Source organism: Leucobacter aridicollis (assembly GCF_024399335.1).
In the GTDB taxonomy this organism is placed as follows: Bacteria; Actinomycetota; Actinomycetes; order Actinomycetales; family Microbacteriaceae; genus Leucobacter; species Leucobacter aridicollis_A.
Genome location: NZ_CP075339.1, coordinates 1682908 through 1697465, shown reverse-complemented (window position 1 = coordinate 1697465; position 14558 = coordinate 1682908). Strand labels below are relative to the sequence as shown.

Here is a 14558-nt window from a genome sequence, read left to right as displayed (position 1 = left end):
ACGGGCGCCGCGGCGCACTGGCCCCGACGCGCACGAGCCATCTGCTGTTCACATTCACCCCTGCCCTGCAGCACATGTGACACAGGTAGCGATCCACTGATTGCCCCTATCCAACGAGGCCGGTGAACAGTAGCTTTAGGGATGTAACCCCACGGCCGCCACATCGGCGGAGCAAAGGAGACACTCAGAGCATGCCAGACTCGCAACACCCAGGCTCCCGCTCGCGCAAGATTGTGGAACCCACGCCACCACCACTTCCCCACCCAGGCCTGCTCCCAGGCATCGGCGTCGAACAGACTGGCCTCGGGTTCCCGACGAACAAAGTTGTCCTCGGCACGACATTCACACTCACGGTCGCGGTGATCGCCTGGGCGTTCGTAGCGCCGGAGACCCTCGCTGATGTTGGGGCTGCATCACTCGCGTGGGTCACCGAGCACTTCAGCTGGATGTTTGGGGCTCTCGCCGTCGCCGTCGCACTCTTCATGCTCGTCGTTGGCTACGGGCGCACCGGCGGGATTCGGCTCGGTGCAGACGATGAAGAGCCGGAGTTCTCCACGGCATCTTGGGTGTCGATGCTGTTCGCAGCAGGTCTGGGAATCGGCCTGCTCTTCTACGGTCCCCTCGAGCCACTCACCTATTTCCTCACTCCCGCGCCGGGCATCGACGCGCCCCCAGGTTCGGCCGACGCGGCGCTTCCCGCACTAGCCCAGACCGTGCTTCACTGGGGACCGATCGCTTGGGCGTTCTATGCACTGGTCGGCGGCGCTATTGCCTACTCGGCGTATCGCCGCGGACGCGCGCCACTCATCTCAGCCCTCTTCGAGCCCGTATTTCCGGGGAGCAGCCACCGGGCGCTGGGCCGCGTGATCGACGTGTTCGCGATCATTGTGACCTTGTTTGGCACTGCGGTCTCGCTCGGTATCGGCGCGCTGCAAATTGAGAGCGGTTTCCGTATGGTCACTGGGCTCGGCCCGATGGGGAACGCTTTCCTCGTCGGCGCTATCGCGATCCTCACCTCACTCTTCATCGCGTCGGCGGTGTCGGGCGTGAAGAAGGGCATTCGGCGACTCTCGAACCTCAACATGGTCCTCACCGGCACGCTCGGACTGTTCGTGCTCGTCGCCGGCCCGACAATCTTCATCCTGAATTTTCTTCCCGCTTCGCTCGTCGAGTTCCTCGGCCAACTTCCCACGATGCTCTCGCGCAACCCGAACCAGGGCCCGGAGACAGCAGAATTTCTCGCGAGCTGGACCACCTACTATTGGGCATGGTGGGTCTCGTGGACTCCGTTCGTTGGGATGTTCATCGCGAAGATTTCGCGCGGTCGCACGCTCAGGGAGTTTGTGACGACGGTGGTGCTCGTGCCTTCAGCGATCGTCGTCGCCTGGTTCGTCGTCTACGGCGGCACTGCAATCTCAATGACGCTCGCTGGCGAGGATTTGCAGACCGGCGGCTCGGGCGAGGAGGTGTTGTTCAGGGTGCTCGAACGGCTCCCCTTCGCCATGGTCACCGCCGTGATCGCCATGGTCGCGGTTGTCGTGTTCTTTGTCACGGCGGCAGACTCGGCATCAATCGTCATGGCGTCAATGTCGCAAGGAGGGCGGCCGGAGCCGTCCAAGTGGGTGACGATCCTGTGGGGCCTCCTGCTCAGCCTGATCGCCATCTCGCTGCTCTTGGCGGGCGGCCGCAACGCGCTCTCCGGGCTGCAATCGCTCATGGTGGTGTCGGCGCTCCCATTCGCTTTCATCGTGATGGGGATCATGGTCGCCTGGGCACGCGACCTCAAGACGGATCCGTACATCATTCGCCGCAAGTACGCTCGGGCAGCGATCGCTCAGGGCGTGCGCCGCGGGATCGACGAGTATGGAGACGATTTCGTGTTCGGCACGAGCGAGGTTCCCGCCGATGAGGGCGCCGGAGCCGGCTTCGATAGTAGTGACCCAGCACTCACCGACTGGTATGTCGATGCGACCACAGGTCCGATTGAACGCGTGACTCCTGAGGACGTGCAGCGCACCCTCGAGCCGGGCCGCATTCAGGCGAAAGGGCCCGAGAGGCCAGCACACACTGCTTCGGGCGATGCATCCCTTGTTGTTGGCGAGAAGCAGCCGGACCCGCCTGAGCCTGACGAGCCACAGCCTCGAAATGCAGACTAGGGGCGCACATAAGTTCGCGCGAGCGAGCGGGGTTCCCCTCGGGGTGCCCTGCGACCCGCCCGCACACTCGCACGGCCGGCAGCTAGAATTGCCGAATGTACGTGAAGATCTGCGGCCTCCGCTCCCCCGAGCATGCGATGCTCGCCGCCTCACACGGCGCCGACGCTATCGGCGTTGTCATGAGCGAACCCAGCCCACGGCACGCAACCCCCGAGGAAGCGTCGGCGGTCATCGCTGCCGCCCGGACCGAGAACCCGGCCATCGACACGGTACTCGTGGTCCGCGAAATGGCCGCCGTAGACGCCGCCGCGATGGCGAACAACCTCGGGTTTGATGTGTTGCAGCTCCATGGCGGCTATTCTGCCCCCGAGTTCGCGAAGGCCAGAGCGCTCCACCCACGTATTTGGCGTGCGGCAAGCCTCGCGACGACCCCGGGGCTTCGCGCAGGCACCTACGACGAGGAGCGACTGCTCGTAGACAGCGCAGTCGCTGGCTCGGGCGAAAGCTGGGACCTGAATCTCATCAATGGGGCTGAACTCGGCCTGTCGTGGCTCCTCGCCGGGGGCCTCAATCCCGACAACGTGGCCGACGCGATCCGCTCAGCTCGGCCGGGCGGGGTCGATGTGTCAAGCGGCATAGAGATTGCTCCGGGAGAGAAGAGCCCAGAGCTGATCGAACGTTTCATCGCCGCCGCGCGGTCTGTATAGGCACGGCGACGGCGATCCAACAGGTGGCTACGCTGTTGCGGCAGCCTTCTGGGTCGCAGTGACCCAAGCACCAAGTTTTGCCTCGGCCGCTCCTGAATCGATGACAGATTCCGCGAGCTCGAACTTTTCGCGAAGCCGCTTCAGCAGCGGAACTTCAATCGACTCGGGCTGAGAAGCAATGTCGAACGCAACGAGCCCTGCAGCGGCGTTGAGCAGCACAATATCGCGCACTGGTCCCTTCTCTCCCCCAAGGACACGGCGAACCACATCCGCATTTTCTTCGGGAGTGCCGCCGATGAGCGAAGAAATCTCGGCACGCGGGATTCCAAGATCACGCGGTTCGAGATCGTGCTCAGTCAGACCACCGCGGCTGACTTCCCAGATGCGTGAATGCCCTGTCGTCGTGAGCTCATCGAGTCCATCATCGCCGCGGAACACAAGCGCCGAAGCCCCGCGAAGACGGAACACACCGACAAACGTCGGCACGCGATCAAGGTCGGCGACGCCAAGCGCTGAAGCCTCGGGGCGCACAGGGTTGCACAGCGGCCCCAGGAAATTAAACACCGTGGGGATGCCGAGCTCGGCTCGAGGCGCTGCGACGTGCTTAAACCCCTGTAGAAAACGAGCCGCGTGCACAAAGGCAATGCCTGAATCATTGAACGCACGTGTGAGCTGGTCGGGGTCGAGCTGTAGGTTGACCCCGAGCGAAGTGAACACATCGGACGAGCCCGACAGGCTGCTCGAGGCCTTGTTGCCGTGCTTCACGACTGGGGTGCCGGCGGCAGCCGCGACGATCGAAGCCATTGAAGAAATATTGACCGTGCCGAAGCGGTCTCCCCCGGTTCCCACAATGTCAAGGGACATAATGGGCAGATTTATCGGGAGCGCTTCATCGAGAATCGCGTCTCGGAATCCGATGACCTCCTCGACGGTGGCACCCTTTGACTGCAGTGCGACAAGGAAACCGCCGACCTGCGCATCGGTCGCTTCTCCCCGCATGAACCGGGCCATCGCCCACTCCGCTTGAGAGACGCTGAGGTCTTCTCCAGCGAGAAGGGTCGACAGGATTGCAGGCCAGGTCCGATCATCAGTCATGAGACAATCCTAGTGACGACACGCCGCGCCCCGGGCGAAGTGGTCCATCAACGTGAGCAAGCGGGGTAGGCTGTAACGGTATTTGCCACAGATTATTCGGCGCGCCGAGGATCAGTGAAAATCCACACCAAACTTTCAGCCATAATGGAAGGGTGACAACGACCACTATGAATACCAAGTCAGCCGTGCCCGCGGTGAAGCGACCGAACGGCGTCGCCGTAGGCACGATCGTGTGGCTCGGCAGCGAGGTCATGTTCTTCGCTGGCCTGTTCGCGATTTACTTCACACTCCGGGCAATGAACCCCGAGTTGTGGGCGGAACAGACCTCGAAGCACAACTTCACCTTTGCGCTTATCAACACGTCCATCCTGGTGCTCTCGTCCTTCACCGCTCAGGCAGGCGTGTTCGCCGCTGAGCGGATGCAGCCGCGACGCACGGGTTGGAGCCCGGCCAAGTGGGGAACCGTTGAGTGGTTCTACCTCACGTTCTTCATGGGCGCCACCTTCGTCGCCGGACAGTCGTACGAGTACGCAGTCTTCGTTTCCGAGGGCGTGACGCTCGCGAGCGATCCCTACGGCTCGGCGTTCTACCTGGCAACGGGCTTCCACGGCATCCACGTTGCCCTGGGTCTCTTCGCCTTCCTCCTCGTGATCGGCCGCATCTACGCAGTCAAGAACTTCACGCACAAGGAGGAGACGACGGCCGTCGTCGTGTCGTACTACTGGCACTTCGTCGACATCGTCTGGATCATCCTCTTCTACATCATCTACGTCATCAAGTAGAGTCAGGAGCAATTGACATCATGGCTCGCGCCAAGAAGAACCCAGCAAAGTCGGGTCGTCGTCACCCACTCGCGACCGCCGCACTGCTCGCAGTCGGCCTGGTTGTCACAGGTGCTGCATACGCTGGCATCAGCACCACGTCTGCTACTGCTGAGGTAGATCTTTCATCGCCCGCCGTCATCAAGGAGGGTGAGAAGCTCTTCGCAGCGAACTGTGCAACGTGCCACGGCATGGGCGCACAGGGCTCAGGCGAAGATGGCCCCTCGCTCATCGGCGTGGGTGCGGCTTCAGTTCACTTCCAGGTTGGCACCGGCCGCATGCCGCTCGCTTTCCAGGGCCCGCAGGGCATGGTGAAGCCCAAGCAGTTCACCGAGGAGCAGACGCTCCAGATGGCTGCCTACGTCGCTTCGCTGGCTCCGGGACCCGAGCTTCCCGATGCGAAGTTCCTCACTGCCGACAGCGACGCAGCACGCGGCGGAGAGCTGTTCCGCATCAACTGCGCGATGTGCCACAACGTGGCCGGCGCGGGTGGAGCACTCACCCAGGGCAAGTGGGCTCCCCCGCTCACCGGTGTCGAGCCGACTCACATCTACAACGCGATGGTGACTGGCCCGCAGAACATGCCCGTCTTCAGTGACGCGAATATCACGCCTGAGCAGAAGGCCGACATCATCACCTACCTCAAGTACATTGAGGACAAGCCTTCGATCGGCGGTTTCTCGCTCGGTTCGATCGGCCCGGTTGCTGAGGGTCTGTTCATCTGGATTATCGGACTCGGTTCGATCGTCGCCCTCACCGTTTGGGTCACCGCGAAGTCGAACTAGTCGGCATCGCACAGCATCTCAATTTTTCAGGAATCAAGGAGCATAATGGCAGAGGAAGCGAAGAGCAGCGGCGGCGATAACGCCGTTGTTGCCGCCCAGAGCCTCGGCGCGGATTTGTCTTCGGCTGGTGCCGCGGTCATTTCGACTGACGCCGTGCAGAACCCGGGCCTTCCCCCGCACCGCAAGCGTGTGACGGAGCTGGATCCTAAGAAGGAGAAGAGCGCAGAACGCGCCGTCTACTCCCTCTTCTATCTCTCAATCGTTGGCAGCCTCGGTTCGGTGCTCGCCTACATGTTCTTCCCGATCGAGACTGGTGACCCGGCGGCTATCCGCCTGCACACGATCTTCGTCGGCTCGGGCATGGCCCTGGCGCTCCTCGCGCTCGGAATCGGCGCCGTCCACTGGGGCAAGTCGCTCATGTCGGACGTTGAGGGCATCGACCACCGCCACCCCGCGCCGAGCGATGAAGAGACCCGCGAAGCCGCAGCTGAAATCTTCGCTGTCGCTGACGAAGAGTCTGGCTTCTCACGCCGCACCCTCGTGCGCAACAGCCTCCTCGGCGCGCTCATCGCGTTCCCGCTTCCGGGTATCACGCTCCTGCGCAGCCTGGCTCCGCAGGACATCGACCCCGTTGAGGTGCTCAAGCACACGATGTGGGACAAGGGAATTCGCCTTGCCCGCGACAACGGCGGCCACAAGGTTGGCGAGGCAATTCGCGCAGCAGACGTCACTGTCGGTTCAGTGTTCCACGTCGTGCCCGAGAACCTCGGCACTGCGAAGGACGTGCTCAACGAGAAGGCCAAGGCAATTGTCCTGCTCATCCGTCTCGACGAGAAGGACCTCAAGGAGCGTCCAGAGCGCAAGGACTGGTCGTACAACGGAATCGTCGCGTATTCGAAGGTCTGCACCCACGTCGGTTGCCCTGTTGCTCTGAACGAGCAGCACACGCACCACCTACTGTGCCCCTGCCACCAGTCGCAGTTCGACGTCGCTGATGAGGCCAAGGTCATCTTCGGCCCAGCAAAGCGCCCGCTTCCCCAGCTGCCCATCACTGTCGACGCTGATGGCTACCTCATCGCGCGCAGCGACTTCACTGAACCTGTTGGTCCGAGCTACTGGGAGCGCCTCAAGTGAGCACCGTAACTGAAAAGCCGACGCAGCAGAGCGGCTCAAGCACCTTCACCGCTAAGGCGGCGAACTACATTGACGAGCGCACCAAGGTTGGCGTCGCGGTCAAGGAATTCGGCCGAAAGATCTTCCCAGATCACTGGTCATTCCTCCTTGGCGAGGTCGCACTGTACAGCTTCGTTGTGATTCTGCTCTCGGGCACGTTCCTGACGCTGTTCTTCCAAGCCACTATGGCTGAGGTTGTGTACGACGGGCCTTTCGTCCCGATGAAGGGTCTCGAGATGTCGGCCGCAATGGCGTCGACTGTCGATCTGTCGTTCTCGGTTCGCGGCGGCCTCCTGATGCGTCAGGTGCACCACTGGGCAGCACTGCTGTTCGTCGCCTCGATCGGCCTGCACATGCTTCGCATCTTCTTCACGGGCGCATTCCGCAAGCCGCGCGAGCTCAACTGGGTTATCGGCTTCGTCCTCTTCATCCTCGCGATGGCTGAGGGCTTCACCGGTTACTCGCTCCCCGACGATGTTCTCTCGGGCAACGGCCTCCGCATCATCGACGGCCTCCTGAAGTCCTTCCCCGTCGTGGGCACGTGGCTCTCGTTCCTGTTCTTCGGTGGCGAGTTCCCTGGTGTCGACATCGTTGGCCGCCTGTACATGCTCCACATCATGGTGCTCCCGGCCTTGGTCATCCTCTTCGTCGCGCTGCACCTCATGTTCGTGGTCATCCACAAGCACACGCAGTACCCCGGCCCGGGCAAGACCCAGGGCAACGTCGTCGGATACCCGGTCCTCCCCGCATACGCGGCGAAGGCAGGCGGCTTCTTCTTCATCGTGTTCGGTGTCATCGTTCTCATTGCCACCTTCTTCAGCATCAATGCCGTGTGGATGTATGGCCCCTACGACCCCTCCCCTGTCTCGGCGGGCACCCAGCCTGACTGGTACATCGGCTTCGCTGACGGCATGCTCCGACTGATCCCACCGGGGCTCGAGACCGAGTGGTTCGGCTACACCTGGTCGTGGAACATGCTCATCCCTGTGATCATCATGGGCGGCTTCATCGTTGTCGTTGCGATCTACCCCTTCGTTGAGGCGTGGGTCACCGGCGACAAGCGTGAGCACCACATCCTTGACCGTCCGCGCAACGCACCTACCCGTACCGCAATCGGTGCAGCAGGTGTCACGTTCTACGCGGTCATGTGGGCGGCTGCAAGCTCCGACCTCATGGCGACGCACTTCCAGCTCTCCATCGAGGGTGTCATCCACGCGCTGCAGGCTCTGCTCATCCTCGGCCCGATCGTCGCCTACATCGTGACGAAGCGCATCTGCCTCGCACTGCAGAAGAAGGATCGCTCGATCGCCCTTCACGGGTACGAGTCGGGTCGCATCGTGCGCCTCCCCGGCGGCGAGTTCGTCGAGGTTCACAAGCCCGTCAGCGACTACGAGCGCTGGGAGCTTGTCAGCTACCACGATTACGCGCCGGTCATGCTCCGTCCGAACGACGACGGACGCATCCCCTTCGGTAAGCGCCTCCGCGCAGGCTTCACTCGCTGGTTCTTCGAGGACCGGATCGTGCCGCCGACGCAGGGCGAGATCGAGTCCAGCAAGGACCACGGCCACTAGGTCGCGCGCCAATCTGCCGAGAAAACCCCCACCGAGCTTTCACTCGATGGGGGTTTTCTCGTGTATGAGATTCATGACAGATTGCTCCAGCCCGGAGCCAGGCAATCGTGCGTCGAGCGCAGATCATACGCACCAAGAGGGTGGGCTATGTACCAAGCGCCACGCAGCTCGTCTTCGCCAGCGTCCCTCGCCCACAGCGCTCTGCTCCCCGGCAGAGCCGGAGACCCCGCTTACATCCCGTTCCCCGCAGGATAGTACTGCCTCGTTGTCCAACGCCGCTCCCACATCGCGCCCATCGTGTAGTGCCCGGCTACACCCATATCCTGAGAGGCGTAGGCGCCGCCCTGTGCTCGGTGAGGCATAGGCGGCTATGTGAGGTCTGGCGAGTGGGAGCGTGAACTCAGCGAGGCTACATGTCTGCACTTGATGTTCTGGGCGACTGAGATCGCAAATGAGACCCAACCTACAGCCAAGTGTGGTGTCGCGGCACCAGCCCACATCAACCCGCGCTGGCATCTCAGAACATGCCCATTCCTTCCGAGAAATTCGTATGCGTCCTCCCGGCACCGCGAGGACGGCCGAGAAGAGGCGCCGTCGTGTTTGCTCACACCATGTGAAAGCCAAGGGTGCTTCTGCCCGACGCGCGCATCACCTACTCCTTCGACGGTTCGACAAGCCCCTAGAGTTCCGGTGCCACATAGCGCATTGCAACATCCCTCTGAGCTCCAGGTGCCCCAAGTGGCTCTCATCCAGTGGAGGCGTCCTCAACGCCCCATACCCCACGCGCAGATTCCATGACTGGTGCGAGCAGCGCGACCCTGGCGACTCCAACGGCGCGGCGCTCTACGCGCATCGTCTATCGTCGCGTCCCAGCCTGCGGTGAGGTACTTGGACTCTGCAGCACGATGACAGCGTCTCCCATTCTCGTTTCATCACCAAGTAGTCCGGCTGCGTTGAGTGGAATAGAACTATCGAGCCCGAGAGAATCAGCTGGGACACAGCGCTGGCCAAAATCGTGGAGGGCGCGGCCGGTCCCCGGAAATGGTGGAGCCAGAGCGGGTCTCACAGGGCGTAGCGCGCTGTGGCTCTCATGTCTCAGCGGAGCAGAATCGCTGCCGCCCCTGTGAGCGCAGCGGAGAAGGAGTCCGCCCCGAGACGTGCGTGCAGTTTACTCAGGAGCTCGCAAAGCTGGGGAGAAAGCACAGGCTCGCGTGCGGCGGCGACCGCCTGAAACAATAGCAGCGCCTGCGACTCGTCCAACTGCCCGTTCGGCCCCAGTTGCTCAACCGCCAATGGGAGCTCGCCCACACACGCAAGGAACAGCTCGCGCTTGGACCTGAAGTTCGCGTAGACGTTGGGTTGAGAAACGCCGGCGCGCTCCGCGATTGCGGAGGTTTGCGCGCCGGCGTACCCGTGCAGCCCGAACTCGATGGTTCCGGCGATAATCAAGCCTGCTCGGTTCTCCCCCGGACGCCGACGGGGTCGGCGCGCTCCGGTGGCAGCTCGAAGCGAGGCGCCACTCAACGCTTATTCCAGCTCGAGAAGCTTGCGGTAGTGCTCACCTACGGCTTCGAAGCCGCGGTGGTTGTAGAACGAGCCGATGCGTGCTGTCGAGGCAGACAGCTGACGCACGCCTCGCCCCATGCAGTAGTGCTCATTTGCTGACATCAGCCTGTCGCCAATACCAAGGCCTCGTGAGGCCGCATCGACGACGATCTCTTGCAGGTGAGCGGTGAGTCCCGGAGCATGAAGCAGCCGCGAGACGGTCATCAGTGAGTAGCCGGCGATGACGCCATCGGACTCGGCCACGAAGAGCACGTTCGTCTCTTGGTCACGGCGACGAAGCACATTGTCGTAGGCGACCTGGAAGTCGTCACGCCCAATCGGCTCGCGGCCAGTCGTGAACTGACGGGCCAGGCCGAGGAGCGCTTCCGCGTCCTCGGCCTGGCCCCGGCGAATTGAAATTGCCACGATGCCTAGTTACCTCGCGAAGTGTCCACGGTAGTACTCGTACACCCAGCCGACGATGCCGACGATCACGAGCGGCAGCGACAGGAACGAGATCCAGAAGTTGAATCCCAGGCATAGTCCGAGCACAACGAGCGAGATCGCGAGTGAGAGGAAGAACGGCCACCAGCTCCAGGGGCTGAACTCGCCGAGCTCTGGGTCCCCGTCGTCAATGTCCGAGTCCTCACGGTCCTCGATGAGCACGCCACCCTGCTTTCGCTGGGTCAGCATGAGGTACACCGCGATGAACCCGCCGAGGAAAGCCGCGCCGATGATCGTAGCGCTGCCTGACCACTCTACGTAGCCGTGCTCAATCAGGTTCCAGAGAGTGTACACCACACCGAGCACCGCAAAGTAGGCAGTGAGGATCCAGAGGATAACGATGTTCGATTTCATAGCGAATGACTCCTCAGGTTACTTCGTCGGCTCGACGAACTCGGGTACCGAGGCGGGCTTCGGTTGCTCGATACCGCTCACCTCAGGGTGATTAAGATCGAACGCCGGCGACTCGGTGCGAATACGCGGAATCGAGGTGAAGTTGTGGCGCGGCGGCGGGCACGACGTGGCCCACTCGAGCGAGCGGCCATAGCCCCACGGGTCGTTGACAGTCACCTTCGGTGCGCGACGTGACGTGATGTACACGTTGAGCAGGAAGGGGATCATCGAGGCGCCGAGAATTACTGCGCCGATGGTCGACAGCTGGTTGCCCCAGGTGATTCCGTCCTCGGGCAAGTAGGTGTAGTACCGGCGAGGCATCGCCATGACGCCGAGCCAGTGCTGCACGAGGAAGGTCGTGTGGAACCCGATGAACAGCACCCAGAAATGGATCTTACCGAGGCGTTCGTTGAGCATCTTGCCTGTCCACTTGGGCCACCAGAAGTAGAACCCTGCGAACATCGCGAAGACGACAGTGCCGAACACGACGTAGTGGAAGTGCGCCACGACGAAGTAGGTGTCCGAGAGGTGGAAGTCGAGTGCGGGCGACGCGAGGATGACACCTGTGAGGCCGCCGAACACGAAGGTCACGAGGAAGCCGAGTGACCAGAGCATCGGGGTCTCGAAGGTGATCGAGCCACGCCACATCGTACCAAGCCAGTTGAAGATCTTCACGCCAGTGGGAACCGCGATCAGCATCGTCATGAGTGCGAAGAACGGAAGGAGGACCGAGCCGGTGACGTACATGTGGTGTGCCCACACGGTCATCGAGAGCGCGGCGATGGCGATTGTCGCGTAGATCAGTGTCTTGTACCCGAAGATCGGCTTGCGGCTGAATACCGGGAAGATCTCGGAGACGATGCCGAAGAACGGCAGCGCGATGATGTACACCTCGGGGTGACCAAAGAACCAGAAGAGGTGCTGCCAGAGAATTGCTCCGCCCTCACCGCTGTAGATCTGGGCACCGAAGATACGGTCTGCAGCAAGCCCGAAGAACGCGGCCGCGAGCACCGGGAAGACCAGGATTACGAGCAGCGACGTGACGAGCGTGTTCCAGGTGAACACCGACATACGCCACATGGTCATGCCGGGTGCGCGCATCGTGATGATCGTCGTGATGAAGTTAACGCCGCCCATGATGGTGCCGAAGCCGGCAATACCGAGGCCAAGAACCCAGAGGTTTCCGCCTACGCCGGGAGAGTACGTGACGTCAGAGAGCGGTGCGTACGCGAACCAACCGAAGGAGGCTGCGCCCTGAGGGGTGAGGAAGCCACCGACCGCGATGAGCGAGCCAAACGTGTAGAGCCAGAACGCGAACGCGTTGAGCCTCGGGAACGCGACGTCAGGTGCGCCGATCTGCAGCGGCATCATGACGTTCGCGAAGCCAGCAAACAACGGCGTTGCGAACATGAGCAGCATGATGGTGCCGTGCATCGTGAACAGCTGGTTGTACTGTTCCTTGGTCGCAATGACCTCGAGCCCGGGTGCGAACAGCTGCGCGCGGATCAGCAGGGCCATAAGGCCCCCGACCAAGAACCACACGAAGGAGCTGATCAGGTACATGTACCCAATCACCTTGTGATCCGTGGATGTCATCCACGAAACGATGATGTTACCCTTCTTCATCTCTCTATCCCTCGTTACTTCTTCTCGTTCTGGGCCTGAGCCTCATCGCCGTGGAACGACTCGATATTGGCGTTCGCTTCCTCACCGACGCGGCCAGTGTTGCCCTCTGCGCGGAGCGAGTCGACGTATGCGTCGTACTCGTCCTGCTCGACGACCTTGAGCTCGAAGAGCATCATCGAGTGATCCTGGCCGCAGAGCTCAGCACACTTACCCATGAACGTGCCGGTTTCAGTCGGCGTGAAGCTCATGTAGTTGGTCTGGCCGGGGATCATGTCCTTCTTGTACAGGTACTCAACGACCCAGAAGGAGTGGATGACGTCACGCGTCTCCAGGCGAATCTCCGTCGTCTTGTCCACGGGCAGCATGAGCACGGGCATCGTCTCGGGAAGAGCTGAACCCTTCTCGTCGGTCTTCACCTGAACGCCCTGGAAGTAGACGTCGTCACTGATGTAGTTGAAGTCCCACGCCCAGCGCTTGCCGAACACCTCGACGACGTTCTCGGGGTTGTCGTAGCGAGCCTCGATCTTTGCCTGCTCCTGCGCGGTGAACGCGAAGAAGCCGAGCACGAGGATCACGGGGACAACCGTGAAGAACGTCTCAATGGGCATGTTGTAGCGCAGCTGCACGGGAAGGCCGGTCTGGCCCTTACGGCGACGGTACGCGATGGTTGCCCAGATAATGAGGCCCCAGGTGATGACACCCACACCCAGCAGCACGATCCACGAGTTCACCCAGAGCGCGGTGATGCCCTCAGTGTGATTCGTGGCGTGAGTGGATCCCTCGGGGAGGAAGCCGCGCTGCTGCTCAGGAGTGCAGCCAGCGAGCAGAAGAGCCGCACCGATGGCGACAGGGGCCGCAACCCATTTGTTTACACGATTGGAACGCACCGCATACCTTTCGAATTCTTACCGGTCATTGCCCACGCAGGCAGGCGAAACTGATGACTACCTGTTAGCTTAGCGCGAACCTGAGCGTTCCCCGAACGCAAACGGGGGTGTCGCGACCAAGTGGGCAGAACATTCTGGACTTAGGCGAAGCTGTCGCCGCACGCGCAGGAGCCCTGCGCGTTGGGGTTGTCGATCGTGAACCCCTGCTTTTGGATCGTGTCTTCGAAGTCGATGGTCGCGCCAGACAAATACGGGATGCTCATCTGGTCGACAACGACCGCGACGCCATCTAAGTCGACAACGGCATCGTTCTCGAGCGAGCGCTCGTCGAAATAGAGCTGATAAATCAGGCCAGAGCAGCCGCCTGGCTGCACGGCGATGCGGAGCCGCAGGTCGTCGCGCCCCTCCTGGTTCAGCAGGCTTCGAACCTTCTCCTGTGCTGCTGAGCTCAGCGCGACCCCGTGTTCGCGTACTGCAGTGTCGTTACTCATGCGTTCTCCTCCGCTTTCTCGGCCACTCTCCGGATACTCCTTGGGCCACCGGCCGCCCCGAAGACTGCTTGCTTCCCGCCGCTCAACTGGCGGTAGGCAAAACAAATAGCGGTGACGAGACCGGACGCCATCAGTCTACGCCCGTTTGAGGCGCTACGCTTGAGTGAGAGACAGACGGCAACTTTCGACCGTCAGACGAGAGGAACACACAAGCGATCATGAGCGCTGCCAAGCGAGACGATTCCGCAGGTTCGAGCCACGGGGAAGCGGCAGAGGAGCTGCAGGGCAAAGGCCGCCCTACGCCCTCCCGTAAGGCCGCCCAGGCCGCGAACGCCCGCCCGATTGTGGGCTCGCAGGACAAAGAGCTGCGCAAGCAGCAGCGCCAGCAACAGAACGAGGCTCGCGAGCGTGCCCGTGCCGGAATGATGGCCGGCGACGAGCGCTACCTCACGCAGCGCGATCGCGGGCCGCAGCGCCGCTTCGTTCGCGACTATGTTGACGCGCGCTGGAGCGCAGGCGAACTTCTCATCCCGGTCATGGTGATCTTCCTGGTCGTCGCTATGTTCCCCGGATGGGTGCAGGTCTATGGTGTCTTCTTCGTCTGGGCGTTCCTGCTCTTCGCGATTGTCGATGCATTTGCACTGACCTTCATTCTGAAGAAGAAGCTCACCGAGAAGTTTGGCGAGGGCAACGTGCAGCCGGGCTTCAAGTGGTACGGCGCAATGCGCGCTATGCAGTTCCGCATGCTCCGGATGCCAAAGCCGCAGGTCAAGCGCCGCGAATTCCCGAAGTAGCATTCAGGAT

At 61.9% G+C, this 14558-nt stretch carries 14 protein-coding genes; 7 read left to right on the top strand and 7 right to left on the bottom strand.

What is annotated here, in order from left to right:
* Positions 1–191: 191 nt before the first annotated feature.
* Together KI794_RS07590 and KI794_RS07585 are read left to right on the top strand one after the other, a co-directional pair.
* Positions 192–2156 carry a BCCT family transporter gene (locus KI794_RS07590; protein ID WP_255809664.1) on the top strand — a complete coding sequence of 655 codons (1965 nt, stop codon included), beginning with the start codon at positions 192–194 and terminating at the stop codon, positions 2154–2156.
* Positions 2157–2251: 95 nt separating this feature from the next.
* Positions 2252–2863, top strand: a complete 612-nt coding sequence (locus KI794_RS07585; protein ID WP_255809663.1) for a phosphoribosylanthranilate isomerase — start codon at positions 2252–2254, stop codon at positions 2861–2863.
* Positions 2864–2890: 27 nt separating this feature from the next.
* Here the strand turns inward: KI794_RS07585 and trpD are convergent, their stop codons facing one another.
* Complete coding sequence (gene trpD, locus KI794_RS07580; protein ID WP_255809662.1) at positions 2891–3958, bottom strand: anthranilate phosphoribosyltransferase; 1068 nt, start codon at positions 3956–3958, stop codon at positions 2891–2893.
* A 167-nt stretch (positions 3959–4125) separates the two neighbouring features.
* Here trpD and ctaE point away from each other — a divergent pair, with 167 nt between their 5' ends.
* The 4 genes from ctaE to qcrB are packed head-to-tail and all read left to right on the top strand — an operon-like array spanning position 4126 to position 8308.
* A complete protein-coding gene (ctaE, locus tag KI794_RS07575) occupies positions 4126–4740 on the top strand; it encodes an aa3-type cytochrome oxidase subunit III (RefSeq protein WP_119279585.1) in 615 nt (204 codons plus the stop codon).
* A 20-nt stretch (positions 4741–4760) separates the two neighbouring features.
* Positions 4761–5564 carry a cytochrome bc1 complex diheme cytochrome c subunit gene (gene qcrC, locus KI794_RS07570; protein WP_119279583.1) on the top strand — a complete coding sequence of 268 codons (804 nt, stop codon included), beginning with the start codon at positions 4761–4763 and terminating at the stop codon, positions 5562–5564.
* 45 nt (positions 5565–5609) lie between these two features.
* A complete protein-coding gene (gene qcrA, locus KI794_RS07565; protein ID WP_119279581.1) occupies positions 5610–6698 on the top strand; it encodes a cytochrome bc1 complex Rieske iron-sulfur subunit in 1089 nt (362 codons plus the stop codon).
* Positions 6695–8308 carry a cytochrome bc1 complex cytochrome b subunit gene (gene qcrB, locus KI794_RS07560; RefSeq protein ID WP_119279578.1) on the top strand — a complete coding sequence of 538 codons (1614 nt, stop codon included), beginning with the start codon at positions 6695–6697 and terminating at the stop codon, positions 8306–8308. The genes qcrA and qcrB overlap by 4 nt, the downstream gene beginning before the upstream one ends.
* A 1095-nt stretch (positions 8309–9403) precedes the next feature.
* On the opposite strand, the gene KI794_RS07555 is transcribed toward qcrB, so the two are convergent.
* From KI794_RS07555 to erpA, 6 genes are all read right to left on the bottom strand, one after another.
* Positions 9404–9757, bottom strand: a complete 354-nt coding sequence (locus tag KI794_RS07555; protein WP_255809661.1) for a TetR/AcrR family transcriptional regulator — start codon at positions 9755–9757, stop codon at positions 9404–9406.
* A gap of 78 nt (positions 9758–9835) precedes the next feature.
* The gene (locus KI794_RS07550) at positions 9836–10279 is read right to left on the bottom strand and encodes a GNAT family N-acetyltransferase (protein ID WP_119279574.1); all 444 of its coding nucleotides are present in this window, start codon (positions 10277–10279) and stop codon (positions 9836–9838) included.
* 9 nt (positions 10280–10288) lie between these two features.
* Positions 10289–10711: an aa3-type cytochrome oxidase subunit IV gene (gene ctaF / locus KI794_RS07545; RefSeq protein ID WP_119279572.1), complete on the bottom strand. Its 423-nt coding sequence runs from the start codon at positions 10709–10711 to the stop codon at positions 10289–10291.
* Between the two features lie 18 nt (positions 10712–10729).
* On the bottom strand, positions 10730–12376 hold the full coding sequence (ctaD, locus tag KI794_RS07540; RefSeq protein WP_119279569.1) for an aa3-type cytochrome oxidase subunit I: 1647 nt from the start codon (positions 12374–12376) through the stop codon (positions 10730–10732).
* A 14-nt stretch (positions 12377–12390) separates the two neighbouring features.
* Positions 12391–13263, bottom strand: coding sequence for an aa3-type cytochrome oxidase subunit II (ctaC, locus tag KI794_RS07535; RefSeq protein WP_119279567.1), 873 nt, complete (start codon positions 13261–13263; stop codon positions 12391–12393).
* A 140-nt stretch (positions 13264–13403) separates the two neighbouring features.
* Complete coding sequence (gene erpA / locus KI794_RS07530; RefSeq protein ID WP_255809660.1) at positions 13404–13754, bottom strand: iron-sulfur cluster insertion protein ErpA; 351 nt, start codon at positions 13752–13754, stop codon at positions 13404–13406.
* A gap of 218 nt (positions 13755–13972) precedes the next feature.
* Between erpA and KI794_RS07525 the strand changes: the two genes are divergently transcribed.
* Entirely contained in the window at positions 13973–14548 is a 576-nt protein-coding gene (locus KI794_RS07525) for a DUF3043 domain-containing protein (protein WP_119279563.1), read from the top strand.
* The last annotated feature ends 10 nt before the right edge of the window (positions 14549–14558 follow it).

Excerpts from the sequence above, each read along its gene's own strand:
- erpA (WP_255809660.1), bottom strand. The coding sequence starts at position 13,754 with ATGAGTAACGACACTGCAGTACGCGAACACGGGGTCGCGCTGAGCTCA.
- trpD (WP_255809662.1), bottom strand. The coding sequence starts at position 3,958 with ATGACTGATGATCGGACCTGGCCTGCAATCCTGTCGACCCTTCTCGCT.
- KI794_RS07585 (WP_255809663.1), top strand. The coding sequence starts at position 2,252 with ATGTACGTGAAGATCTGCGGCCTCCGCTCCCCCGAGCATGCGATGCTC.
- qcrA (WP_119279581.1), top strand. The coding sequence starts at position 5,610 with ATGGCAGAGGAAGCGAAGAGCAGCGGCGGCGATAACGCCGTTGTTGCC.
- KI794_RS07590 (WP_255809664.1), top strand. The coding sequence starts at position 192 with ATGCCAGACTCGCAACACCCAGGCTCCCGCTCGCGCAAGATTGTGGAA.
- ctaD (WP_119279569.1), bottom strand. The coding sequence starts at position 12,376 with ATGAAGAAGGGTAACATCATCGTTTCGTGGATGACATCCACGGATCAC.
- qcrC (WP_119279583.1), top strand. The coding sequence starts at position 4,761 with ATGGCTCGCGCCAAGAAGAACCCAGCAAAGTCGGGTCGTCGTCACCCA.
- ctaF (WP_119279572.1), bottom strand. The coding sequence starts at position 10,711 with ATGAAATCGAACATCGTTATCCTCTGGATCCTCACTGCCTACTTTGCG.
- ctaE (WP_119279585.1), top strand. The coding sequence starts at position 4,126 with ATGAATACCAAGTCAGCCGTGCCCGCGGTGAAGCGACCGAACGGCGTC.
- KI794_RS07525 (WP_119279563.1), top strand. The coding sequence starts at position 13,973 with ATGAGCGCTGCCAAGCGAGACGATTCCGCAGGTTCGAGCCACGGGGAA.